19 protein-coding genes and 1 pseudogene are annotated in these 23,396 nt (G+C 72.8%); 6 read left to right on the top strand and 14 right to left on the bottom strand.

Going from position 1 to position 23,396, the window contains the following annotated elements; genetic code table 11:
- Window positions 1–2 precede the first annotated feature (2 nt).
- The 3 genes from J8N05_RS38380 to pdxR form a co-directional block, all read right to left on the bottom strand.
- Entirely contained in the window at window positions 3–1,406 is a 1,404-nt protein-coding gene (locus tag J8N05_RS38380; protein WP_210891436.1) for an SWIM zinc finger family protein, read from the bottom strand.
- 206 nt (window positions 1,407–1,612) lie between these two features.
- Window positions 1,613–3,202, bottom strand: coding sequence for an alkaline phosphatase D family protein (locus tag J8N05_RS38375; RefSeq protein ID WP_210891433.1), 1,590 nt, complete (start codon window positions 3,200–3,202; stop codon window positions 1,613–1,615).
- A 525-nt stretch (window positions 3,203–3,727) separates the two neighbouring features.
- Entirely contained in the window at window positions 3,728–5,200 is a 1,473-nt protein-coding gene (gene pdxR, locus J8N05_RS38370) for a MocR-like pyridoxine biosynthesis transcription factor PdxR (RefSeq protein ID WP_210891431.1), read from the bottom strand.
- Here pdxR and J8N05_RS38365 point away from each other — a divergent pair.
- Window positions 5,191–6,036: pseudogene (locus J8N05_RS38365) on the top strand (DMT family transporter); the annotation flags it as partial. The gene pdxR and the pseudogene J8N05_RS38365 sit on opposite strands and share 10 nt — an antisense overlap.
- A gap of 63 nt (window positions 6,037–6,099) precedes the next feature.
- On the opposite strand, the gene J8N05_RS38360 reads toward J8N05_RS38365, so the two are convergent.
- On the bottom strand, window positions 6,100–6,969 hold the full coding sequence (locus tag J8N05_RS38360; RefSeq protein ID WP_210891429.1) for an alpha/beta fold hydrolase: 870 nt from the start codon (window positions 6,967–6,969) through the stop codon (window positions 6,100–6,102).
- Between the two features lie 207 nt (window positions 6,970–7,176).
- Here J8N05_RS38360 and J8N05_RS38355 point away from each other — a divergent pair, with 207 nt between their 5' ends.
- Window positions 7,177–8,061, top strand: a complete 885-nt coding sequence (locus tag J8N05_RS38355; RefSeq protein WP_210891427.1) for an RNA polymerase sigma-70 factor — start codon at window positions 7,177–7,179, stop codon at window positions 8,059–8,061.
- A gap of 264 nt (window positions 8,062–8,325) precedes the next feature.
- Window positions 8,326–9,087 carry a GntR family transcriptional regulator gene (locus J8N05_RS38350; protein ID WP_210891425.1) on the top strand — a complete coding sequence of 254 codons (762 nt, stop codon included), beginning with the start codon at window positions 8,326–8,328 and terminating at the stop codon, window positions 9,085–9,087.
- A gap of 124 nt (window positions 9,088–9,211) precedes the next feature.
- On the opposite strand, the gene J8N05_RS38345 is transcribed toward J8N05_RS38350, so the two are convergent.
- The 3 genes from J8N05_RS38345 to J8N05_RS38335 all read right to left on the bottom strand — a co-directional run bounded on the left by J8N05_RS38345 (window position 9,212) and on the right by J8N05_RS38335 (window position 12,340).
- On the bottom strand, window positions 9,212–10,369 hold the full coding sequence (locus J8N05_RS38345) for an ROK family transcriptional regulator (protein ID WP_210891423.1): 1,158 nt from the start codon (window positions 10,367–10,369) through the stop codon (window positions 9,212–9,214).
- Between the two features lie 115 nt (window positions 10,370–10,484).
- Window positions 10,485–11,147 (bottom strand): response regulator transcription factor, encoded by a 663-nt coding sequence (locus J8N05_RS38340; RefSeq protein WP_210891420.1) that lies wholly within the window; start codon window positions 11,145–11,147, stop codon window positions 10,485–10,487.
- A 14-nt stretch (window positions 11,148–11,161) separates the two neighbouring features.
- The gene (locus J8N05_RS38335; protein ID WP_210891418.1) at window positions 11,162–12,340 is read right to left on the bottom strand and encodes a sensor histidine kinase; all 1,179 of its coding nucleotides are present in this window, start codon (window positions 12,338–12,340) and stop codon (window positions 11,162–11,164) included.
- Window positions 12,341–12,448: 108 nt separating this feature from the next.
- On the opposite strand from J8N05_RS38335, the gene J8N05_RS38330 reads away from it, so the two are divergent.
- The 3 genes from J8N05_RS38330 to J8N05_RS38320 all read left to right on the top strand — a co-directional run bounded on the left by J8N05_RS38330 (window position 12,449) and on the right by J8N05_RS38320 (window position 14,663).
- The gene (locus tag J8N05_RS38330; protein WP_210891416.1) at window positions 12,449–13,417 is read left to right on the top strand and encodes an ABC transporter ATP-binding protein; all 969 of its coding nucleotides are present in this window, start codon (window positions 12,449–12,451) and stop codon (window positions 13,415–13,417) included.
- 2 nt (window positions 13,418–13,419) lie between these two features.
- The gene (locus J8N05_RS38325) at window positions 13,420–14,151 is read left to right on the top strand and encodes an ABC transporter permease subunit (protein ID WP_210891414.1); all 732 of its coding nucleotides are present in this window, start codon (window positions 13,420–13,422) and stop codon (window positions 14,149–14,151) included.
- Between the two features lie 65 nt (window positions 14,152–14,216).
- Window positions 14,217–14,663, top strand: a complete 447-nt coding sequence (locus J8N05_RS38320; RefSeq protein ID WP_210891413.1) for a hypothetical protein — start codon at window positions 14,217–14,219, stop codon at window positions 14,661–14,663.
- 99 nt (window positions 14,664–14,762) lie between these two features.
- Here J8N05_RS38320 and mug read toward each other — a convergent pair whose 3' ends face one another.
- The 7 genes from mug to J8N05_RS38285 form a co-directional block, all read right to left on the bottom strand.
- Complete coding sequence (gene mug / locus J8N05_RS38315; RefSeq protein ID WP_210894110.1) at window positions 14,763–15,317, bottom strand: G/U mismatch-specific DNA glycosylase; 555 nt, start codon at window positions 15,315–15,317, stop codon at window positions 14,763–14,765.
- Window positions 15,314–16,753: an adenylosuccinate lyase gene (purB, locus tag J8N05_RS38310; RefSeq protein ID WP_210891411.1), complete on the bottom strand. Its 1,440-nt coding sequence runs from the start codon at window positions 16,751–16,753 to the stop codon at window positions 15,314–15,316. The genes mug and purB overlap by 4 nt, the downstream gene beginning before the upstream one ends.
- A gap of 101 nt (window positions 16,754–16,854) precedes the next feature.
- Window positions 16,855–17,646: an SGNH/GDSL hydrolase family protein gene (locus J8N05_RS38305; protein ID WP_210891408.1), complete on the bottom strand. Its 792-nt coding sequence runs from the start codon at window positions 17,644–17,646 to the stop codon at window positions 16,855–16,857.
- Between the two features lie 90 nt (window positions 17,647–17,736).
- Window positions 17,737–18,750 carry a hemolysin family protein gene (locus J8N05_RS38300; protein WP_210891406.1) on the bottom strand — a complete coding sequence of 338 codons (1,014 nt, stop codon included), beginning with the start codon at window positions 18,748–18,750 and terminating at the stop codon, window positions 17,737–17,739.
- A complete protein-coding gene (locus J8N05_RS38295) occupies window positions 18,747–20,162 on the bottom strand; it encodes a hemolysin family protein (RefSeq protein WP_210891404.1) in 1,416 nt (471 codons plus the stop codon). Before J8N05_RS38295 ends, J8N05_RS38300 begins: the two co-directional genes overlap by 4 nt.
- 146 nt (window positions 20,163–20,308) lie before the next feature.
- Window positions 20,309–20,734, bottom strand: a complete 426-nt coding sequence (locus J8N05_RS38290; RefSeq protein WP_210891402.1) for a GNAT family N-acetyltransferase — start codon at window positions 20,732–20,734, stop codon at window positions 20,309–20,311.
- An 88-nt stretch (window positions 20,735–20,822) separates the two neighbouring features.
- Window positions 20,823–23,390: an ABC transporter permease gene (locus J8N05_RS38285; RefSeq protein ID WP_210891400.1), complete on the bottom strand. Its 2,568-nt coding sequence runs from the start codon at window positions 23,388–23,390 to the stop codon at window positions 20,823–20,825.
- Window positions 23,391–23,396 lie beyond the last annotated feature (6 nt).

Raw genomic sequence — 23,396 nt, 5'->3', positions numbered from 1 at the left:
GCTCATCGCGCACCCCCGTCGACCAGAACCTCCGCCCGCCCGGACACCGCGCCGCGGCGGACCATCCGTACCGCCAGCGCGTGCTTGCACGGGCCGCGTCCGCCGCGGTACTTGGCCCACCACAGGCAGGTGCAGCTCAGCACTCCCGCGTCGTCGCGCACCCGGTGCGCGTGCCCGTCCTGCGCGGTCACCGTGCCGAGGGTGCCGTCCAGGACCACCGCGCCCGCGCTGACGAGGTCCCGGGCGGCCCGCAGGCGCGGGTTGTGCCGCTCCACGCGCTCGGCGTCGTAGGGGAGTTCACGGTGGAAGTAGGCGGCCTCCGCGGTGTCGTACCCCACGCGCCCCGAGGTGCCCAGCCGGACGAGGGCCGCCCGCACCCGCTCGGCGGGCAGTCCCGAGGCGGCGGACAGATCACCGACATCGATCCGGGGCTCCCACGCCAGCAGCACCGAGATCAGCTCCGCGTCCTCGGCCGCCTCGTCGGTGGCCAGCGCGTCGAGCACTCCGCCCTCACCGGAGAAGCCCCGGGAGGCCTCGGGCGACAGTGTCAGCGTGAGCCGCATACCGGGCAGGACGACCTCCCAGGCGCTGGCCGCCGCGGCGGTCCCGCTGAGCGCGGGACCGTACACCCGCAGGGCCGAGGCGTGGCGGAGGACCCGCTGGAGGGCGACCAGCCGCTCCGGGCCGGGGAGGCAGACCGCTCCGGGCACCGGCCGGGTCGTCGGCCGCAGGACGCGCCCTGCGGGCACCACCCACTGCACACCCCGGGAGGAGCCGCGCGCACCCGAACGCGGCAGCGAGCGCAGGAACCGCACGGCCTCGGCCGCGGGAAGTTCGGCACGCAGATCGAAACCGGCCGCCGTCACCTGCGCCTCGGCGAAGCCCCGCAGCCAGCGGTCCGGCAGGGGCACCTTCTTCTCCACGACCGGACCGTCCAGGGTGGTCACGGCCATCTCGTCCGGACCGACGCGCATGTGCAGCGGGTCGTCGGAGCCGATCCTCGACAGCGCGTCGCGCAGGGGGTTGTTGACGTCGACGTTCGTCGTGCCGTGTCCCACCTCGCCGCCGTCGAGGCCCGCCGCCAGCACGTCCAGCCGGGCGTACACCCCGCCGCAGCCGGAGAAGGACTCGAAGCGCAGCCGGTCGCCGTTGCCCGTGACCACCGGGTCCAGGGACGAGCGCAGCTGCTGCTGGTAGTAGCGCGCCCCCGCCACGTCGGCCACCGCGAGCAGCCCCGCCGACGCCACCTGAGGCGACGTCAGGAAGCCCGCGAAGAAGCGGGGATGGTCCTCGACACCGCGGGGCGTAGTGCCCCGCGAGGTCTCAAGTCCCAGGCGCCGGCCGTCCGGTGCGGACTCCAGCGTGGAGGATCGGGTGTAGGCCACGGCCTGCAAAGATCGCGTCATGGAAAAACCGTAGAGGCGACCACTGACAATCGCTCTGACCTGCGGAGACGCGCGAATTTCCGGAGACTTGGGCAACCCGACGTGCCGCGTACCGGGGGATGACGCCGGTACGCGGCACGAGGCAGAAGATTACGGGAGCCGGAGCCCGTCGGATGACCTCGGCGAAGCCATCGCCCCGCCGGTGAAACCGCAGACCCGTCGGTGAACTACTGCCCCACGCGCCCCGGTTGCAGCACCTTCGTGAACAGCACGGCCCCGCCGGTCGCCCGCAGGCGGACCGTCAGCTCGCCGCTCTGCCCGTCGATGTCGACCTCGCCGAAGTACTGGGGCGACTCCATGGGTGAGACGTTCGCCCTGTCGGGTGCCTGGACGAAGACCCGGTCCGGACCGAACGTGCCGTCCAGCGCGTTCGCCTGGAAACCACCCGCGGCGAGCGGACCGGAGACGAACTCCCAGAACGGCGCGAAGTCCTTGAAGGCGGCGCGCGACGGGTCGTAGTGCTGCGCCGAGGTGTAGTGCACGTCCGCCGTCAGCCACACCGTGCCGGTGATCCGGCGGTGCTTGACGAACCGCAGCAGCTCCGCGATCTGCAGCTCGCGGCCCAGCGGCGCGCCCGGGTCGCCCTGCGCGACGGCCTCGATGTCCGTCGAGCCGTCCGGCACGACCAGGCCGAGCGGCATGTCGGAGGCGATCACCTTCCACACCGCCCGTGAACGCGCCAGTTCCCGCTTCAGCCAGACCAGCTGCTCCGCGCCCAGGATGCCGACGGTGTCGTCGGGCTGCCGGTCGGGGGAGTTGGCGTTGCGGAACGTACGCATGTCGAGCACGAAGACGTCCAGCAGCGGACCGTGGCGTACGACCCGGTGGATCCTGCCCTCCTCGCCGGTGGCGGGCAGGGTGGAGATCGGGAAGTACTCGCTGAAGGCCTTGCGGGCGCGGGCGGCGAGCGTGTCGACGTCCTTCACCGTGTAGCGGGCGTCGGTGAGGATCTCCCCCGGGTACCAGTTGTTGAGGACCTCGTGGTCGTCCCACTGGGTGATCGTGGGGACCTGCGCGTTGAACCGGCGTACGTTCTCGTCGAGCAGCGAGTAGCGGAAGTTGCCGCGGTACTCGGCCAGGGTCTCCGCGACCTTGGACTTCTCCTCGGTGGTGACGTTCCGCCAGACCCGGCCGTCCGGGAGCGTCACGGACGACGAGAGGGGGCCGTCCGCGTAGATCGTGTCGCCGCTGCACAGGAAGAAGTCGGGGTTCCGGCGGCGCATCTCCTCGTACGCGTACAGGCCGCCGATGTCCGGGTTGATGCCCCAGCCCTGGCCCACGATGTCGCCGGACCACAGGAAGCGCACGTCCTGGCGGCGCTTTGAGGGTGCGGTCCTGAACGTGCCCGGTACGGGTTCGCCGGTGCGGCGGTGGTCGTCCGGGTCGGCCAGCGTCACCCGGTAGTGGATCTGCTCCCCGGACGGCAGGCCGCGCAGCGGGACCGTACCCGTGAAGTCCGTGTCGGCACCCAGGAGGGGGCCGTGCCATTTTCGCGACCTGTGGAAGGACTCGGTCGCGGAGGTCTCCACGATCATGCGGGCGGGGCGGTCGGAGCGGACCCACACCAGACCGGAGTCCGTGGTCACGTCCCCGGCCTGTACGCCCCACTGCGCCTGGGGCCGTCCCGACAGCGCGAACGCCGGGGCCGCGCCGACCGCGCCGAGGGCGGAGGGCAGGGCGAGTGCCGCCGACGCGGCGAGCGAGCCGCGCAGGACGCTGCGGCGGCCGGGGAGCGGGCTCGGCGGGCTGAGTGACATGGGGCGCCTCCTGGGGCGGGTCCGGCTACGTGTGCACGGCTACACCTACTGGTGTGCCGCAGCGCACGCGCAAACCACAAGTGAACAACGCGCATTGCTGGGGGCGGTGGGTTTGGCCCGTGGGGGGTGTGCGGATGTCGGGTGCGGGCCGGTGGAGGGCCCGCGCCCCTTGGGGGAGCGGTCGGACGTCGTCTGCGGCCCCGGTGGGGGCTGGTCGCGCAGTTCCCCGCGCCCTAAAGGCAAAAGACTGCGCCGTTCCCCGCGCCCCTAAAGGCAGAAGACTGCGCAGTTCCCCGTGCCCCTGAAGGCAAAAGATTGCGCCGTTCCCCGCGCCCCTTTGAGGGGATCGGACGGATGTCGGGTGCGCGTGGGTGGGGGTGGCCCGCGCCGTTCCTCGCGCCCCTGAAGGCAGAAGACTGCGCAGTTTCCCGCGCCCCTTGATGGGGGCGGGCCTTGCTGCTTTTAGGGGCGCGGGGAACTGCGCGGGCCACCCCCACCGGACCCGCAGACGACGTCCGGACCGGTTCAAGCGCCCCCGTGGGGCCTCGCCGTCGCCAGCGCCAGCGCGCGGACACCCTCCCGGATACCGCTCGGAGAGACATGCGCGTAGCCCAGAACGAGGCGGACCACGTCGTCCGGGGACGGGACCCGCGTGTACGACGTCAGCGCGCGCACAGCGACCCCCGCAGCCTCCGCGGAGGCCAGAAAGGGGCCCGCCGGCCCGTACCGCCCCGGAAGCGCGGCAATGGCGTGCAACCCGGCGGCGACGCCGGAGACCTCCGTGCCGGGAAAGTGCTCCGCCAGCGCCGCGACCAGCGCGTCACGACGCACCCGGTACTCGCGCCGGCAACGCCGCAGCTGCCGGTCGTAGTCGCCGCGCTCCACGAACCGCGCGAGCAGCGCCTGGTCGATCACAGGATTGCCGAGATCCATCGTGCGCTTGCGTTCGACGACCTCCTCGGCCATCGACGCCGGTACCAGCAGCCACCCGAGCCGCAGCCCCGGAGCCAGCGACTTGCTGACGGAACCCGTGTACGCGACATGCTCCGGATCGAGCCCCTGAAGCGCGCCCACCGGCGCCCGGTCGTAACGGAAGTCCCCGTCGTAGTCGTCCTCCACCACGAGCCCGTCCACCGCGCGCGCCCAGTCGAGCAGTTCCGCGCGCCGCCGCGCGGAGTAGGCGATCCCCGTCGGGAACTGGTGCGCGGGCGTCGTCACCACGGCCCGCACCCCCGACGCACGCAGCGCCGAAAGGTCCAGCCCCTCGTCGTCCAGCGGCAGCGGCACGGCGTCGAGGCCGGCCGACGCGTACAGGGTCTCGTGCTCGGGGCTGCCGGGGTCCTCCACGCCCACGGCACGCACCCCGCGCGCGTGGAGCACGAATCCGAGCAGTGTGGTCGCCTGGGCCACCCCGGACACGACCACCACCCGCTCCGGATCCGCGACCACCCCCCTGCGCCGGGTCAGTAGTTCGGCGAGGGCGGTACGCAGCCGGGGCAGCCCGCGCGGATCCGGGTAGCCCAGCGTGTGGTGGGGCAGCTCGGCGAGCACACCACGCTGCGCGGCGGACCAGGCCGCACGCGGGAACAGCGACAGGTCGGGCGTGCCGGGCAGGAAGTCCGCCACGGCGCCGGGGGAGCGGGGCGCGAGGTCCCGTACGCGGGGAAGGGCCGCCCGGGCGGCCCCGCCGACCCACGTCCCGGCACCCCGGCCGCTGCGCAGATAGCCCTCCGCGGTCAACTGCTCGTACGCCTCCGTGACCAGCCCCCGGGACACCCCGAGATCGGCGGCCAGTTCGCGGCTGGACGGCAGCCGGGTGCCGGGCGCGAAGCGGCCCGAGCGGACCGCCTCCCGCAGCGCGGCCTGCAGGGCGCGGCCACGCGCGCGTGCCGGTGCCGAGACGGCGGGCAGCAGCGTCTCCCAGGCACCGGACCGGCCCGCGGCACCGGACCGGCCCGCCGCCGGTGGCGTGTCCGGATTGGTCCCCGATGACGTCATGGAAGTGGACCTTAAACCGGACCGCCGTCCTGCATAGCGTCACTTCCATGAACGCCACCAGCACGCGCGGGACCCTGCTCGCGGCCCTCGCCGCGGTCCTCGTCGGCGGCTCCTTCACCGCCAACAGCGTCCTCGGCCACTACCCGTACGCGGGCGGCCAGTTCGTGCGGTACGGCCTCGCCTGTCTGCTGCTCCTGCCGCTGGTCGGCCGGGGCGGCGCGGCCCCCCTGCGCACGCTGACACCCCGCCGATGGGCACGTCTGGCGCTGCTCGCGGCCGTCGGCATGGTCGGCTTCAACCTCGCCGTCATCGCCGCGGAACACACCGCGGAACCCGCGATACCGGGTGTCTTCGTAGGCTGCGCCCCGGTCGCCGTCGCCGTTCTCGTCCCCCTCCTGGAGGGCCGCCGGCCCCAGCGGATCGTCCTGTACGGGGCGTTGCTGGTGGCGGGCGGCGCCTTCACGGTCCAGGGCTGGGGGCGTACCGACGGGGCGGGAATCGCCTTCTCCCTGTGCGCGCTCGTCGGCGAGATCGGCTTCGCGGTGCTCGCCGTGCCCGTCCTGCGGCCGCTCGGACCGCGGCTGCTCTCGGCGACGGTGTGCGGGCTCGCGGCGGCCGAGTCGGCGCTTGCCGGGATCGTCCTCGACGGCCGTGCCTGGCTGCGGACCCCGGACTCCACCGAGGCCGTCGCACTGCTGTGGCAGGCGGCGGTCGTCACGGTCGTCGGCTTCGTCTGCTGGTACATGGCCATGCAGCGCATCGGCGCGGAGCGCGCGACGCTCTTCTCCGGCCTCATCCCGGTGGCCGCGGCCTGCACGGCCCCGCTCGTCGGAACGGGCTCCTACGGGCCGGTGCAGGCCGCGGGAAGCGCCCTGGTGGGAGCCGGCGTGGCCCTCGGGTCAGGCGCGCTGCGCCGCGGGGGAGGACGTACGGCGGCCGCCGTCGCTGCCGTCCAGGAGGACGCGCGCGACCAGCGCGGGATCGTCGTTCATCGGGACGTGCCCGCAGCCGGGCAGCCGCACCAGCCGGGCCCGGGGAATGATCCGCTTGGCGCGGACTCCCTGGCGGCGGACCAGGATCCGGTCCCGGGTGCCCCAGGCGACGGTCACGGGAAGACCGGGAACGTCGTCCGTGAAGCGGACCGAGGTGCCCGCCCTGAGGGTCTCGGTGAACCCCTGGGCGCCCGCCAGCGCGAGGGTCTCGGCGACCACCGCCTCCGGTGAACGGCGGGCGGGGCGTGCGTAGATGCTGCTGGTCAGCACCGCGCGCCCGGCCGCCGACCGGGACAGCCGCTCGACCAGCGGGAGCGGCATGCTCCGCGCGGCCCCGCGCATCGCCTGCAGCAGACCGAACGCGTACCGCCGCTCGCCGGGCGACCAGAACCCGGCGGGCGACAGCGCCGTGACGGACCGTACGAGCTTCTCGCGGCCCAGTTCCAGGGCCAGCAGGCCGCCCAGGGAGTTGCCCGCCACATGCGGCCGGTCCAGCTCCAGCGTCTCGCACAGCGCGGCGAGCGCCGCGTTCATCGTCGCCAGGTCGTGGTCGAGCCCCTCGGGCAGTGCGGGGGACTCGCCGAAGCCGGGCAGGTCCACCGCGATCACGTCCCGCTCGGCCGCCAGCAGATCGACGACCGGGTCCCACGCCTGCCGGTGATGGCCTATGCCGTGCAGCAGCAGAAGCGGTTCGCCGGTGCCCACGCGCGTGTACGCGAGGGTCACGGACCGCGGGCCGTGCGCGGAGGGGACGCTGAACGAGACCGTGGCGGCCATGGGCTTGCTCCTCGACTGTGACTCACTGACTCGGCATCGGCAGGCCGACACCGGCAGGCTCGGCACCGGCATGCCCGGCATCCGCCGACTCGGACCGGCTGGCTCCTAGACAGCTTGTCAGCAATTACTACCGGCGGGTAGCCCCTCGTCGGCCCCGCTCCTCATATCGTGTGGACACGGCCTGACACGTCGGGTTGGGATGGCCTCGTGGCTACCGACACCGTGACCGAGGTCTTCGAAGAGCACCGTCCCGTCCTGATGGGCGTCGCCTACCGCATGCTCGGCCGGGTGGCCGACGCGGAGGACGTCGTCCAGGAGGCGTGGTTGCGCTGGTCCGGGGCCGACCGCTCCGACGTCCGCGAACCGCGCGCCTATCTCGTACGGGTCACCACCCGGCTCGCCCTCGACCGGCTGCGGCAGACCCGGGCCCGTAACGAGGCCTATGTGGGGCCCTGGCTGCCCGAGCCGTACGTCACCGACTTCGGGGACACCGTCGCCGACACGGCCGAACGGGCCGTCCTCGCGGACTCGGTCTCGCTGGCCGTCCTCGTCGTCCTGGAGTCCCTCTCGCCACTGGAACGCGCGGTGTTCGTGCTCCGGGAGGCGTTCGGCTACCCGTACGCCGAGATCGCCGTCACGCTCGACCGCAGCGAGCCCGCGGTCCGGCAGCTCGCCGGGCGGGCCCGGCGGCACGTCGAGGAGCGGCGGCCGCGCTACGAGGTCGACCCCGCCGAGCGCCGCGACCTCACCGAGCGGTTCCTCGCGGCGGCGACGGAGGGCGACCTCGACGGGCTGATGTCCCTGCTGGCCCCGGACGTGCGCCTGATCGGCGACAGCGGCGGGCTCGCCTCGGCACCGGTGCGGGTCATCGAGTCGGCCGACAAGGTGGGCCGCTTCCTCGGCGGAGTCATGAAAAAGGGCGTGTCGGAAGCGACGTTCCGCTTCCTGGAGGTCAACGGCGGACCGGCGTTCCTGGTGCTGTCCGGCGGCAAGCCCGACAGCGTCTTCCAGCTGGACATCGCCGACGGCCGCATCCAGTGCGTCTACATCGTCCGCAACCCGGAGAAGCTGCTGTCCCTCGCCACCGACTGACGGCCGTCGGCGGACAGCGTCCTGCCGGCCGTACGCGGAAGCCCCCGTCCAGGAGACGGGGGCTTTGCCGTTGTGTCACGTATGGGGCGTATCGCGAACGTCGTATGAACGCTCTGCGGCAACACGCCTGTGCGAGCTGTAACGGATCGAGGATTGGTCTTGACCAAGGGTGGGGGTCGCCATATGGTCGCTGGGATAGTGCAGGAACCTTTAATAAACAAGGGCGCTAAAAGCCGCCGGGACACGGCGATTGCGGAGGACACGGTGGGGACCACGCAGTTGGATACGGTGCCGGAGCCCAAGTACTGGCATCTGAAGACCGTGCTCAGCGAAGCACTGGACTCCGAGTTCTCGGTGGGGGAGATCCTCCCCAACGAGCGCGACCTGGCGGCCCGGTTCGGCGTCGCGAGGGCCACGCTCCGCCAGGCCCTCGAACAGCTGGAACTGGAAGGGCGACTCCAGCGTCGCCGCGGAGTCGGTACGACCGTGGCACCGCCGCGCATGGGCGTGGCCGTCGCCTCCGAGCAGCACGCGTGGCCGGGCGCCGCTGGTGACGCCTGGCAGTCCGCCGACTGCGTGACGGCGCCCCCGCCCTCGGCGGTGGCCCAGATCCTGGAGAGCGCCCCCGAGGACCGGGTGCACATCGTGCGCCGCTCCCGGGTGACGCACGGCCAGCCCGTCGCCGCCGAACTTCTCTACATCCCGGCCTCGTCGGTGCCCGACCTGTCCGGCATCGACGCCCCGTCGGGCACCGCACGCGCGCGTGCGGTGCTGCGGGAGCTGGCGCGCCTGGACCTGGAGGGTGAGGACCGTGCCGTGGAGCTGGGCTCCGCGCGCGCGGACGACGCCAAGGAACTGGACCGGCTCCCCGGCGCGCCCGTCCTCGTCGTCACGACCCGCTACTTCGCCGAGGGGCGTACGGCGGCGGTCTCCGTCGCGACCTACCGCGCCGACACCTGCCGGCTGACCTTCGGGGACTCCGGCGGTGTGGAGATCCACCACGACCCGGAGCGCCGGGCTTCCTGACCGCCGTCATCCGGCGTCCCCCGGCGACAGCAGACGTCGACCTGCGGCACCCGCGCGCGTGCGTCGCGCTCCGACCTCCGGAGCGCGACGTTCCGCTGTTACGGCCGTACGGCCCGCCGCGTTCTCAGCGGCGGGCCGTCACCGTGCTCTCCACCGCGAAGAGCTGCTCCTCCACATGGTCCAGAGCCAGTCGCAGCGCGCCCGTCGCCACGGCCGCCTCGCCCAGGAGCGACAGCGTCACCCGCGGCGGCCGCAGACAGTAGCGGGCCAGCTCCTTGCGCAGCGGCTCCAGTACGCCGTCGAGACCCGCCGCCCACCCGCCGATCACGACCAGCTCGGGGTCGAGGGCCAGGACGAGCGCGGCGACGTCGTGCACCAGCCGCTGTATGAAGCGCTCGACGGCCGCCAGGGCCCGCTCGTCGCCCGCGCGCGCATGCCTGAAGACCTCCGCCACCGCCTGCTCGTCGAGCGGGTGCAGCGGCTCGTCGGTCGTGGACAGCAGCGTCTCCGGAGTGACCTCCCGGCCCAGCAGATGGAGCGCGCCGATCTCACCGGCCGCCCCTCCGAAGCCGCGGTGCAGCCGCCCGCCGATGAGGGAACCGGCCCCGGGGCTCAGCCCGGCCAGCACGAACACCATGTCGTCGGATTCGGTGGCGGCGCCCTTCCAGTGCTCGGCGACCGCCGCCGCGTTGGCGTCGTTCTCCACGATCACCGGGCACTTGAAGGAGCGGCGCAGCCGTTCGCCCAGCGCCAGCCCCGTCCACTCCGGCAGCGCCGTGCACAGGCGTACGGTGCCGTCGGTCTCGACGATGCCCGGCGAGGTCGCTCCGACGGCCCGCAGGGAGCCGCGCGCGACCCCGGCACGGCGCAGCAGCTCCGCGACGGCCGTACGCAGCCGTTCGAGCCGTTCGTCCGCCGACGCCGTCTCGCAGACGTCCTTGGCGAGCGAACCGAGTATCCGCCCGTCCAGGTCCGACAGGAGCACGGCCACCCGGTGCGGGCCGATCTCCAGGCCCAGCAGATGGCCCGCCTCCGCCCGGAAGCGGAACCGGCGCGCGGGCCGGCCCTGGCGTCGTGCGGCGCTCTCGTCGGCCGCCGTCTCGACGACGAGTCCGCCGTCGATGAGCCCTTCGACGACGCCCTCGACGGTGGGCCGGGACAGCCCGGTCACCCGTGTGATCTCGGTGAGTGTCGCGAAGTCCGTGGCCCGCAGCGCGTGCAGCACCACCGCGGAGTTGATCCTCCGCAGCAGAGAGGGATCCCCGCCGGTCAACTGCCCCAACGTCCGTCCTCCCAGCTCGTGCGCGTGTTGGTTGGCCGGATCGTACTCGGCGCGGCGGGTCCCGGCGAGTGCCGGGGATCACCTGCCCGTTCCGGACCCCTGCCACTGACCGGAATCAGCCGGGTGCCACGAACCCGGACTCGTATGCCGCGATCACCGCTTGAGTACGGTCCCGGGCCCCCAGTTTCGCCAGTACGGCGCTGACGTGGGACTTGACCGTCTCGGTGCCGACGACCAGCCGTGCGGCGATCTCCGCGTTCGACAGACCCCGTGCCATCAGCCGCAGCACCTCCTCCTCGCGCTCGGTCAGCGCCGCCCGCCGCAGCGCGGCCCGGGCCGCGGGATTCCCGTCGCTGCCCCCGTACTCGGCGGCCAACTGCCGTACGGAGGCCGGGAACAGCAGCGACTCGCCCTCGGCGACCAGCCGCACGGCGTGCACGATCTCCGCAGGCCGGGCCCGCTTCAGCAGAAAACCGTCGGCACCCGCGCGCAGCGCCTCGTACACGTACTCGTCGTTCTCGAACGTCGTGATCACGAGGATCTTCGGCGGCCCGTCGACGGTCCGCAGCACCGCGCGGGTGGCCTCGATGCCGTCCATCAGCGGCATCCGGACGTCCATCGCGACGACGTCGGGCCGCAGCCGCCGCACCAGCGGAATGACCGCGGCGCCGTCCGCGGCCTCCCCGACGACCGCGATGTCGGGCTGCGCCTCCAGAACGGCACGCAGACCGGCCCGTACGAGGGGTTCGTCGTCGACGAGCAGAACGGTGACCGGCATCCGGCCAGCGTAGATCAGCGCAGCGGCAGTTCGACGTGCACCTGCCAGTCACCGTCGTCCGGGCCGGTTCTCGCCCGGCCGCCGAGCAGCGCGGCCCGCTCCCGGATGCCCCGCAGCCCGCTGCCCCGCACACCGCTGCCCGGGCCGCCCGGTATCTCGGCCGTCAGCGGATTGCGCACCTCCAGCGAGAGCGTCCGTTCCTCGACGGCGACACGGACGCGGACGGGCACCGAGTCCTCCGCGTGCCGCAGCACGTTGGTGAGGCACTCCTGGAGGATGCGGTAGCCCTCACGGGAGACCGGCCCGGGCACGGTCTCCAGGGCGCCCGTCAGCTCGGCGTCGATCTTCGCCCCGGAGCCGCGGGCGGACTCCAGCAGCCGGTCGGCCTCCACCAGGGTCGGCCGGCCGCTCGCGGGCCCGCGCGACTCGCGCAGCACACCGAGCACCCGCTCCAGGTCCTCCAGCGCGGCCCGGCCGGTGTCCTCGATGGCGAGCAGCGCCCGGTCGGTGAACTCCGGGTCCCCCGCGGCCCGCGCGGCACCCGCCTGCACCACGGCCACCGTCAGCGCGTGACCGATCGAGTCGTGCAGTTCACGCGCGATGCGGGTGCGCTCCAGGAGCTGCTCGGTGCGCTCCTCCAGGGCGGCGACCCGCTCCGCCGCCGACGGCCCCAGAAGGCGGTGTGCGAGGACCGTGATCAGCGTCCCGAGACCGATGAACGCTCCGTAGAGGGCGATCAGCGGCAGCGGCGCGAGCAGGGCGTACGCCCAGTGCGCGTGCGGCACCGGCAGGAACGGGTTGTCGTCCGGTACGTAACCGGTCGAGATGCGGATCAGGTCCACGGTGATCAGCGGGAGCCAGACGCTGACCCCCGCCGCCGCCCAGCCGAGCACCATGCGCGCCTGCAGCCACAGCACGGTCCGCAGCCGGTCCCGCCAGGTGGCCGACGGCACGACCGAGATGGCCGAGACGGCCGGGTCGTTGCCGTCCCGCATCAGCATGACCTGCGCCTGCACACCCTCGCCGCGCCGCACGGCCGGGATCAGCCCCAGCAGGGGCAGCACCAGCGCGGGCGCCCACGGGGTCGCGGGGTCGATGAAGATCCACACGCTGCTGACCAGCATGGGAACCCACAGGTGGAGGAAGCGGGTGTACGTCGTCCAACGGGTCAGCGGGCGCAGCAGGCGGGCCATGGCGTCATCGTGCCAGTCGGCACCGACAACGAGCCTCCCCCGAGCGGGGGAGACGTCCTCCCCGGGCGGGGGAGGCCCAACACCCCTCCCGGAAGCCAGCCTTGGGCCATGACCAGCATCGACGTCCAAGAACTCACCAAGGAGTACGGCACCACCCGCGCCGTGGACCGGCTGACCTTCCGTGTCGAGCCGGGCCGGGTCACCGGCTTCCTCGGCCCCAACGGCGCGGGCAAGTCCACCACCATGCGGCTCGTGCTCGGCCTCGACCGGCCCACCTCCGGAACCGCCACCGTCGGCGGGCAGCCGTACGCGACGCTGGAGGAGCCGCTGCGCCACGTCGGCGCCCTGCTCGACGCGCAGGCCGCGCACGGTTCGCGGACCGCGCGGGACCATCTGCGGGCGCTCGCGGCGAGCAACCGCCTGCCCGGGACCCGCGTGGACGAGGTCCTGGCGGAGACCGGCCTCGCCCCGGTCGCCCGCCGCCGCGTCAAGACGTACTCCCTGGGCATGAGGCAGCGCCTGGGCATTGCCGCGGCCCTCCTGGGCGACCCGCCGGTGGTCCTGCTCGACGAGCCGTCCAACGGCCTCGACCCCGAAGGCATCATCTGGATCAGGGAACTGCTGCGCCGGCTCGCCCGCGAGGGCCGCACCGTGCTCGTCTCCAGCCATCTGATGCACGAGACCGCGTCCTTCGCCGACCACCTCGTCGTGCTGGGCCGCGGCCGGCTGCTCGCCGACATGGCGATGCGGGAGTTCGTCCAGGCGCGCGTGGACCCCCGGGTACGGGTCCGCACCACGGACGGCGCGGCCCTGCGCGACCTGCTCGCACGGCACGGATACGAGGCCGCGCGCCACGAAGGAGAGGGTGAAGGGGAGACGCCAGGAGGGAGCGGGGGCGAACGGTGGATCGTGCGCCACGCGCGCGTGGAGGACATCGGCCGCCTCGCCTCGGGCGCGGGTCTGCCCCTCCTCGAACTGGCCGCGGAGGAAGGCACGCTGGAACAGGCCTACCTCGATCTGACGGTCACGGAGGCCGAGTTCGCCGCCCAGTCCGCGGCCCAGCCGCAGGAGGCCTGACCATGTCGTTCGCACCCGTACTCCACGCGGAGTGGCTCAAGATCCGCACCCTGCGGTCGCTTGTCGTGGGACTGGCCGCCGTCGTCCTCGTCACCGCGGTCTTCACCGCGCTGGCCGGGGCCGACGGCTCCGGGGACACGGACGGGGACTTCGACCCGCTGTTCACGGCGTTCTTCGGCGTCAACTTCGGGCAGATCGCGGCGATCACCTTCGGCGCGCAGGCCGTGTCGTCCGAGTTCCAGGGAGGGGCCCTGCGGGTCTCGCTGACCGCGGTGCCCCGCCGCGGACGGTGGTTCGCGGCGAAGGTGGCGGCCGTCGGCATCCCCGCCCTGGCCGTCGGCCTCCTCACCGGGGGCGTGAGCCTCGCCGTGGGCTGGGCCGTCCTCGGTGACCGGGCCGACGGGGTGAGTTGGGGCGAGGGACTGCGCGCGGTCGTGGGCTGCGGGATCTGTCTGGCCCTGATGGCGCTGTTCGCGGCTGGTCTGACCGCCTTGCTGCGCAGCGGCGTCACCACGCTGAGCATCCTCATCCCCTTCCTCCTGCTGGTCTCCTTCGTGGTCGGCGACATGTCCGGGAACGCCGCCGATCTCCTGCCCGACCGGGCGGGGCAGGTGGTCCTGCACGAGAGCTGGGACGGCCTGCTCGGGCCGTGGGCGGGGCTCGCGGTGACAGCGGTGTGGACGTCGGCCGCGCTCCTGGCCGGATGGTGGGGTGTGCACCGCCGGGACGCGTGAGTCCGGACGGCCGTTGTCACCTGACGGGCCGACACATGTCAGTGGTGACCGCTTTACTGGACTTCATGACCACTGAGCGACACCTCGCCACGATCGACGAGCTGTGCGTCCGCGACTTCCCCGCGGCGCACGGCTGGTCGGAGGTCGGCGCGGGAGGACCCGGCTACCACCTGGTGGTACTGGAGACGACGCACGGTTTCGGGACGGGCGACCGGTCCGGACGAGAGGAGATCGCGGACCAGTTCACCGCCTACAGAGAGGGCGTTTCGCAGCGGCTGGGGGAGCGGTGGGGTTCGGCGGAGCCGAGGAGTCTGGCGGGTGTCTTCCTGCGCTCCGAGGATCCCGAGGAGCGAATACCGAAGCCGTGGGCGTACCTGAGTGCCTACGTGGGGTACGTGGATCTCTGGGAGGCCGACGGTACGGGGCGGTGGGTGGCCGTGGGGGTCGCCGAGCCGGTGGAAGGTTCGGAGTTCCAACTCCTTGCCCTGGTCACGGAGTTGCCTCCGCCCTGACCGGGCCTGACCGGACCCGCCCCGCGTGCCGGCTGCGCCGGGAGCGTGGTGATTCGTCTGCGGGCCGGTGGGGTCTGGTCGCGCAGTTCCCCGCGCCCCTTACGGGGCCCGGTCCGCTGCCGCCTCCCGCAGGCGCCCGTACTCCTCCGCCATCGTCGCCGCCGTCCAGTGGGCGTTCAGGCCGCTGGGGTTGGGCAGGGCCCATACGCGCGTGTCGCCGAACGTCCGCTCCTGGGGGCCGATCACGGCCTTGCGGTCGTCGAAGGCCGCCCGGTAGGCGGTGACGCCCACCACCGCGAGCCACCGCGGACGCAGCCGTTCGACCTTGGCGGCGAGCAGCCGCCCGCCCTCCCGGTACTCGGCCGCGCTCAGCTCGTCGGCCCTGGCAGTCGCCCGCGCCACCACATTGGTGATGCCGAGCCCGTACGAGAGCAACTCGTCCTGTTCCGAGGGCTTCAGCTGCCGCGGGGTGAAGCCGGACAGATGCAGGACGGGCCAGAAGCGGTTGCCGGGGCGCGCGAAGTGGTGGCCCGTCGCGGCCGTCATCAGCCCGGGGTTGATACCGCAGAACAGCACCTGGAGACCGTCCGCGACGACATCCGGCACGAGCCGGTCGCGGGCGGCCTCCAGTTCGGCGGGGGTGAACCGCGTCAGAGGATCGCCCCCGGCGTGTAGCCCGCGGCCTCCGGGTGCTGCTTCAGGATCTCCTCGACGCGCGCGACGACCGCGGCCACCTGGTCGGCGGCGGCGCCCGTGAAGGACAGCTTGTCGGCCATCAGCGCGTCGAGCTGGGCGCGGTCGAGCGGGAGGCGTTCGTCGGCGGCGAGCTTGTCCAGCAGCTCGTTGCGCTCGGTGCCCTGCTCCCGCATGGCGAGGGCGGAGGCGACGGCGTTCTCCTTGATGGCCTCGTGCGCGACCTCACGGCCGACACCCGCGCGCACCGCGCCCATCAGGACCTTGGTCGTCGCGAGGAACGGCAGGTAGCGGTCCAGCTCGCGCGCCACGACCGCCGGGAACGCGCCGAACTCGTCGAGGACGGTGAGGAACGTCTCCAGCAGGCCGTCCAGCGCGAAGAACGCGTCCGGCAGTGCGACCCGGCGCACCACCGAGCAGGACACGTCGCCCTCGTTCCACTGGTCGCCCGCCAGCTCGCCCGTCATCGAGGCGTAGCCGCGCAGGATCACCATCAGGCCGTTGACGCGCTCGCAGGAGCGGGTGTTCATCTTGTGCGGCATCGCCGAGGAACCGACCTGGCCCGGCTTGAAGCCCTCGGTCACCAGCTCGTGCCCGGCCATCAGCCGGATCGTCTTGGCGGTCGACGAGGGGGCCGCGGCGATCTGCACCAGCGCGGTCACGACCTCGTAGTCCAGCGAGCGCGGGTAGACCTGGCCCACCGACGTGAAGGCCTGCGAGAAGCCGAGGTGCCCGGCGATCCGCTGCTCCAGGTCGGCGAGCTTCGCCGCGTCCCCGCCCAGCAGGTCGAGCATGTCCTGGGCCGTGCCCACCGGGCCCTTGATGCCGCGCAGCGGGTAGCGGGCGAGCAGTTCCTCGACCCGGCCGTGCGCGACGAGCAGTTCGTCGGCGGCGGTCGCGAACCGCTTGCCGAGGGTCGTCGCCTGCGCCGCCACGTTGTGGGAGCGGCCCGCCATGACCAGCTCGCCGTACTCGCCCGCGAGCCTGCCCAGGCGCGCGAGGACGGCCACCGTGCGGTCGCGCACCAGCTCCAGGGAGAGCCGGATCTGCAGCTGCTCGACGTTCTCGGTGAGGTCGCGGGACGTCATGCCCTTGTGGACGTGCTCGTGCCCGGCGAGGTCGTTGAACTCCTCGATCCGCGCCTTCACGTCGTGCCGCGTGACCTTCTCGCGCTCGGCGATCGAGGCCAGGTCGACCTGGTCGAGGACCCGCTCGTAGTCGGCGAGCGCGGCGTCGGGCACCTCGATCCCGAGGTCCTTCTGGGCCCGCAGCACGGCGAGCCACAGCTGGCGCTCCAGGCGCACCTTCTGCTCGGGGGACCACAGGGTGGCGAGCTCGGCCGAGGCGTAGCGGCCGGCGAGGACGTTCGGGATACGGGGCTTTGCGGGCGCAGTCACGTGTACGGATTCTACTGGCGGTTCCTGCAGGCCGGCGCCACGGGCCCGTTCGTCGGAACCTACGAGAGCGGGCCGGTGGCGGTCGCCCGCTCCAGGGACGTCTACTCCACGGACCCCTTGTACTCCTCGTACGGCAGCAGTTCCGGGCGTTTGGGCGCACGGCCGTCGCCCGACGAGCGGCCGGTCAGCCTGCGGCCGATCCACGGCAGGAGGTACTGGCGGGCGAAGCGCGCGTCGGCGGTCCTGCGGGCGACCCAGCCGGGCGGGGCGGTGGGCGGCATCGGGGTGCCCCACTCGGCGTCCTCCGCCGCGTGCCCGAGCGCCTGCCACACCGCTTCGGCGACCCGGCGGTGCCCCTCGGCCGTCAGATGCAGCCGGTCCACGTCCCACATGCGCGGGTCGCCCAGGGACCGCGCTCCGTAGAGGTCGACCACGAGCGCGCCGTGGCGGACGGCGAGGTCGTCGATGCAGACGAACAGCTCCTCCATACGGGGGCGGAACCGCTCCATGACCGGGCCCTGGCGGCCGGGGCTGCGCATCAGGACGAGCTGCTTGCAGGCCGGGGCGAGCCGCTCCACGGCCTCCTCCAGGAGTCCGCGGACGCGCACCATGTCGACCTTGGGCCGCAGGGTGTCGTTGAGGCCGCCGACCAGCGTGATCACGTCGGGCTGCATGGCCACCGCGGCGTCCACCTGCTCGGCGACGATCTGTCCGATGAGCTTGCCGCGCACCGCGAGGTTGGCGTAGCGGAAGCCGGGCGTCTGCGCGGCCATCCGGGCCGCGAGGAGGTCCGCCCAGCCCCGGTACGTACCGTCGGGAAGGCGGTCCGACATGCCCTCGGTGAAGGAGTCGCCGACCGCGACAAGGCTGGTGAAGGTGGCATTCGTCTGCATGGCGGAAGAAATGATAGCGCGTGCACATACCCACCGGTCTGCCGCGCGGCGGGGCCGCGGACGCGACCGCTGGATGCGGGGGACGCGGGATCACGCCGACTGGCCGAACAGCTCCCTCAGCACGTCCTCCATCGTCACCATCCCGGCCAGCCGCCCGTCCGCGCCGAGCACCGCCGCCAGATGCGTACGGCCGCGCCGCATCGCCGTCAGGACGTCGTCGAGCGGCGTGCTCTCCCGGACCCGGGCGATGGACCGCATGTCCCGCACCTGGAACGGCAGATCGCGCGGCATCGCGTCCAGGGCGTCCTTGACGTGCAGGTAGCCCACGATCCGCAGACCGTCGTCCACCACGGGGAAGCGGGAGAACCCGGACTCGGCGGACAGGGCCTCCAACTGCTCGGGAGTGACGCCCACGCGCGCGTAGACCACACTTTCCCGCGGCAGCACCACGTCCCGCACCGGCCGCCGCCCCAGTTCCAGGGCGTCGTGCAGCCGCTCCTGGGCACGGTCGTCGATGAGCCCCGCCTCGCCGGAGTCCTTCACCAGGCGGGCCAGCTCCGTGTCGGAGAAGGTCGCGGACACCTCGTCCCGGACCTCGACGCGCAGCAGTTTCAGCAGCCAGTTGGCGAACGCGTTCACCGTGAAGATCACCGGCCGCAGCGCCCGCGACAGGGCGACCAGCGGCGGCCCGAGCAGCAGCGCCGTACGCACCGGTTCGGCCAGCGCGATGTTCTTCGGCACCATCTCGCCGAGCAGCATGTGCAGATACGTGGCCGCGGCGAGCGCGATCACGAACGAGATCGCGTGCCCGGTGCCGGTCGACAGCCCCATCGCGTGGAAGACCGGCTCCAGCAGATGCGCGATGGCGGGCTCGGCGACCACACCCAGGACCAGCGTGCACAGCGTGATGCCGAGCTGTGCGGCCGCCATCAGCGCGGACACGTGCTCCAGACCCCACACCACACTGCGCGCCCGCCGCTCTCCCGCCTCCGCGTACGGCTCGATCTGGCTGCGGCGTACGGAGATCAACGCGAACTCGGCCGCCACGAAGAAGGCGTTCACGACCAGCGTCGCCAGACCGATCAGCAGTTGTACGGCTGTCATCGCCCCCGCCCTCCCTCGGATCCGGTCCCTTCGGCTCCGGCCTCTTCGGTTCCGGCCCCTCCCGGCCCGGCTTTCCGGGGTCCGCTTGCCTCGGCGCGGGTGTCCGCGGCGGCCGGCGCGTGCATCAGCACCCGCGCGGCCCGCCGCCCCGTCGCGTCCACCACGTCCAGCCGCCACCCGGCGACCTCGGCCGTGTCCCCCTCGACGGGGATGCGCCCCAGCTCCGTCGCCATGAGGCCCGCGAGCGTCTCGTACGGTCCGTCGGGCGCGCGCAGCCCGACGCGGGCGAGCCGGTCGGTGCGTACGGAGCCGTCGGCCGAGTACAGCGTGCGGCCCTCGTCGTCCGTGCCGGCCGGGGCCAGGTCGGGCGTCTCGTGCGGGTCGTGCTCGTCGCGCACCTCGCCGACGACCTCCTCGACGATGTCCTCCAGGGTGGCGACCCCGGCGGTGCCGCCGTACTCGTCGATGACGACGGCCATCGTGCGTCTGCCGGACAGCCGGTCGAGGAGCCGTTCGACGGTCAGCGTCTCCGGTACGAGCAGGGGCTCGCGCATCACCTGCGACACGGCCGTACGGGCCCTGCGGTCCGCGGGTACGCCGATGACGTCCTTGATGTGCGCGACCCCGACGACCGAGTCGAGGGTGCCGCGGTGGACGGGGAAGCGCGAGAGGCCGGTCGCCCGCGTCGCGTTCGCCACGTCCTCGCAGGTCGCCTGGACGTCCAGGGAGACGACCTGGACCCGCGGTGTCATGACGTTCTCCGCGGTGAGGTCGGCGAGGTTCAGCGTGCGGACGAACAGTTCGGCGGTGTCCGCCTCCAGGGCGCCCAGTTTCGCGGAGTGCCGGGCCAGGGCGACCAGCTCCTGCGGTCCGCGCGCGGAGGCCAGCTCCTCGGCGGGCTCGACACCGAAGCGGCGTACGACCCGGTTGGCGGTGTTGTTGAGGTGCGAGATGAACGGCCGGAACACCGCGCTGAACCAGCGCTGCGGGGTCGCCACCCGTTTGGCCACGGCGAGCGGCGAGGAGATCGCCCAGTTCTTGGGCACCAGCTCGCCGACGACCATCAGGAAGACCGTCGACAGGGCCGTACCGATCACCAGCGCGACCGACGGGGTCGCCGAACTCGGCACCCCGGCCGATTCGAGGGGCCCGGCGATCAGTTTCGCGACGGACGACTCGGCGAGCATGCCGACGACCAGATTGGTGACGGTGATGCCGAGCTGGGCGCCGGAGAGCTGGAAGGTGAGGTTCTTGACGGCCCTGAGGGCGCCCGCCGCGCCGACCTCGCCGCGCTCGACGGCCCGTTCCAGCTGACTGCGTTCGACCGTGGTCAGGGAGAACTCGGCCGCGACGAAGGCGCCGCAGGCCAGCGAGAGCAGCACGGCCACGGCCAGCAGGAGTACTTCGGTCATCGGGTCACCTCCGTCCCATGATCGGGCAGGTACGGAGGAAGCGCGCGATGTCGACGCGGTGGGACGCCGGGGCGCCGGACGTCGCGGCGCCGGATGTCGGGGGACTCGCGCATGGGCGGACGCTCACGCCTTTCCTGGAGGGCGGGTCACTCGACCAGCGGCTTGACCCAGCGCCGCCAGTGCTCCTCCGGCGCATACCCCGCGGCACGCCAGGCATGGTGCGCGGTTTCGTTGCGGGCCAGCACCATCGCGTCGCCGCGGCGTCCGCCGAGCCGTACGAACCGGTCCTCGGCCGCCGCCAGGAGCGCCGAGCCGATGCCCTGGCGGCGCCGGGCCGGGTCCACCGCGAGCCGGTACAGATGGCAGCGCCAGCCGTCGAAACCGGCGACGACCGTGCCCACCAGCTCACCGTCCCGCTCGGCGAGGATCAGCGCCTCGGGATCGCGGGCGACCAGCCGCTCCACGCCGTCCCGGTCGTCGCTGATGCTGGTCCCTTCGGCGGCGGTCCGCCAGAAGGCGAGGACGGCGTCGAGGTCGTCGGGCACGGCGGCCCGTATCCGAAGATCACTCATGCGCCGATCCCATCACGGGTGCCGCACCTGGACACGGAATTCCACGATCCGGACAGCTCCCGGGGCGGGGTCGCCCGTCCCGGGCCGGTCACTCGTGCGCGATGGCGGCCAGCACGTTCATACGGGACGCGCGCAGCGCCGGGAGCAGGGCCGCCACGATGCCCACGACGGCCGAGCCCACCACGACCGCGACCAGCGTGGTCCACGGGATCGCGAACGCCTTCATCCCCTGCAGGGCGAGGACCTGCTGCACGCACACGCCCCACACGAGGCCGAGCGCGAGCCCGAGGACCGCGCCGAACACGGCGATCACCACCGACTCCAGCCGGATCATCCGGCGCAGCTGCCGGCGGCCGAGACCGATCGCGCGCAGCAGTCCGATCTCGCGGGTGCGCTCCACGACCGACAGGGCGAGGGTGTTGACCACGCCGAGCACCGCGATGACGATCGCGAGCCCCAGCAGCGCGTACACCAGGTAGAGCAGCACGGCGATCTGGTCGTGGATCAGCTTCTTGTAGTCCGCCAGGTCGCGTACCTGCACCTGCGGATACGGGTCGAGCGTCTTGTCGAGGGCGGCGCGCAGCTCGTCGTCGGAGGCGCCCGACGCCGCGTTCACGTACAGCGCGGAGTCCTGGCCGCCCGGCACGAACTTCTCGACGGTGGCGAAGCCGAGGAAGAGCCCGCCCTGCGTGCCGAAGCCCTCCGCGGCGTCCTGGTCGGTGAGCGCGGCGACCTTCAGCTCGGTGGTGCGCCCGCCGGGGAACTCGACGGGGATCGTGCTGCCGACCCGCACGTCGTGGTCCTCGGCGAAACCGGCGTCCATCGCGATGTTCCCGTCCGCGAGCGCCGTGGCCGTGTCCCCCTCGGCGTAGGTGATGCGGGCGACGTCGTCGAGGTCCGGGTCGTAGCCCGCCGCGGTCGTCTCGACGCGCTCGCCGTCCGGCAGCCGGACGGCGACCGGCGCGAACCGCTGCCGTACGACGAGCCCCGCGCCCTCCGTGGCCATCACCTTCTCGGTGATCTCCTGCGGGAACGGCATGAAGTTGGCGTTCTGCACCACGAAGTCGGCGCCCAGCGTCTTGTCGATCTGCTCGTCGAAGGACTTGGTCATGGACGCGCTCGCCACGGACATCCCGCCGACCAGGGCGAGACCCACCATCAGGGCGGCCGCGGTCGCGCCCGTACGACGCGGGTTGCGCAGCGCGTTGCGCTGGCTCATCCGGCCGACCGAACCGAACACGGCGGGGAAGAACCCGCCGAGGACCCGGATCACCGGACGGACCAGCAACGGCCCCGCGATCACCGTCGCGACGAGGGTGAGGACGACACCGAGGCCCAGCAGCGAGGCGGCGGACGAGGTGTCCGTCGAGGTCGCGCAGCCCACGAGGGCGGAGGCGCCCAGCGCGCCGACGATCGCGCCCACTACGGCCCGTACCCGCAACGGCCGCCCCACACCGGCGATCTCGGCGTCCGCCAGCGCGGCCATCGGCGACACCGTGGCCGCCCGGCGGGCCGGCAGGTACGCCGCGACGAAGGTGACGCCCACCCCGACGACGTACGCCGCGACGGGCGTCCCCCACCCGATGACCATCTCGGTGGTCTTCAGGTTCATGCCGAACACGCTCATGAGCTTGATCAGCCCGTAGGCGAGCCCGATACCGGTGGCGAGGCCGAGCGTCGAGCCCACCAGGCCGAGCAGGATCGCCTCCGTGAGCACGGACCTGCGCACCTGCCGGCGGTCGGCGCCGAGCGCGCGCAGCAGGCCCAGTTCGCGGGTGCGCTGGGCGATCAGCATGGAGAAGGTGTTGACGATCAGGAAGACCCCGACCAGCACCGCGATCCCCGCGAAGCCGAGCATCACGTACTTGATCACGTCGAGGAATCCGCCGAGCTGGGACGCGGCCGACTCGGCCTGCTCGTCGGCGGTCTCCAACTCGTACCTGCCCGAACCGAGTTCGGTGGCGATACGCCGCTTGAGCTGAGCGTCGGTCACTCCCTGGTCCGCGTCCACCTGGACGCTGGTGGCGACCCCGTCCCGGCCCAGCAGCTTGTCCGCCGCGACGGCCGGGTCGAGGAAGACGAGTGCGGCGCCCGGGTTGGTGGTCTTGAAGGTCGCGATGCCGACGACCTCCACCTTGAACGACCCGGGCTGTGCGATCACGGTCAGCGGATCGCCGATGTCCACGTGCTTCTTGTCGGCGGTGTCCGCGTCGAGAAGTGCCTCGCCGGGGCCGCGCGGCGCGTGCCCCGAGGTCAGTTTCACGGGGCTGCGGTCGGTGACGTACCAGTCGCCGGCGATGGTGGGCGCGCCCGTGGTCGGGCCCACCGACTCGTTGTCCTTGTCGACGACGGTGACGTTCTCGACGGAGACGTCCGGACGCGCGAGGGCGACCCCGTCGATCTTCGAGATGCGGTCCACGAGGCTGGTGGGCACGGTCTCGACGGCACCGGAGGGTATCTGGGACTCCAGATCCTCCTTCGGGCTCAGGGTGACGTCGGCGGAGGTGGACGCGAAGAGCCGGTCGAAGGTCCGGCTGACCGTGTCCGAGAAGATCAGGCTGCCCGCGACGAACGCCACGGACAGGACGACGGCCAGCGCCGAGAGCAGCAGCCGGCCCTTGTGGGCGAGGAAACTCCGGAGTGTCGCCTTCAGCACGACGGC

This window comes from Streptomyces liliiviolaceus (assembly GCF_018070025.1).
In the GTDB taxonomy this organism is placed as follows: Bacteria; Actinomycetota; Actinomycetes; order Streptomycetales; family Streptomycetaceae; genus Streptomyces; species Streptomyces liliiviolaceus.
Note: the sequence above shows the minus strand (reverse complement) of the source record. Positions and strands in the feature narration are given on the sequence as shown.

Excerpts from the sequence above, each read along its gene's own strand:
- J8N05_RS38295 (WP_210891404.1), bottom strand. The coding sequence starts at position 20,162 with ATGACCGAAGTACTCCTGCTGGCCGTGGCCGTGCTGCTCTCGCTGGCC.
- J8N05_RS38305 (WP_210891408.1), bottom strand. The coding sequence starts at position 17,646 with ATGCAGACGAATGCCACCTTCACCAGCCTTGTCGCGGTCGGCGACTCC.
- J8N05_RS38330 (WP_210891416.1), top strand. The coding sequence starts at position 12,449 with ATGACCAGCATCGACGTCCAAGAACTCACCAAGGAGTACGGCACCACC.
- pdxR (WP_210891431.1), bottom strand. The coding sequence starts at position 5,200 with ATGACGTCATCGGGGACCAATCCGGACACGCCACCGGCGGCGGGCCGG.
- J8N05_RS38375 (WP_210891433.1), bottom strand. The coding sequence starts at position 3,202 with ATGTCACTCAGCCCGCCGAGCCCGCTCCCCGGCCGCCGCAGCGTCCTG.
- J8N05_RS38320 (WP_210891413.1), top strand. The coding sequence starts at position 14,217 with ATGACCACTGAGCGACACCTCGCCACGATCGACGAGCTGTGCGTCCGC.
- J8N05_RS38335 (WP_210891418.1), bottom strand. The coding sequence starts at position 12,340 with ATGGCCCGCCTGCTGCGCCCGCTGACCCGTTGGACGACGTACACCCGC.
- J8N05_RS38380 (WP_210891436.1), bottom strand. The coding sequence starts at position 1,406 with ATGACGCGATCTTTGCAGGCCGTGGCCTACACCCGATCCTCCACGCTG.
- J8N05_RS38325 (WP_210891414.1), top strand. The coding sequence starts at position 13,420 with ATGTCGTTCGCACCCGTACTCCACGCGGAGTGGCTCAAGATCCGCACC.
- J8N05_RS38360 (WP_210891429.1), bottom strand. The coding sequence starts at position 6,969 with ATGGCCGCCACGGTCTCGTTCAGCGTCCCCTCCGCGCACGGCCCGCGG.
- J8N05_RS38340 (WP_210891420.1), bottom strand. The coding sequence starts at position 11,147 with ATGCCGGTCACCGTTCTGCTCGTCGACGACGAACCCCTCGTACGGGCC.
- J8N05_RS38290 (WP_210891402.1), bottom strand. The coding sequence starts at position 20,734 with ATGAGTGATCTTCGGATACGGGCCGCCGTGCCCGACGACCTCGACGCC.
- J8N05_RS38300 (WP_210891406.1), bottom strand. The coding sequence starts at position 18,750 with ATGACAGCCGTACAACTGCTGATCGGTCTGGCGACGCTGGTCGTGAAC.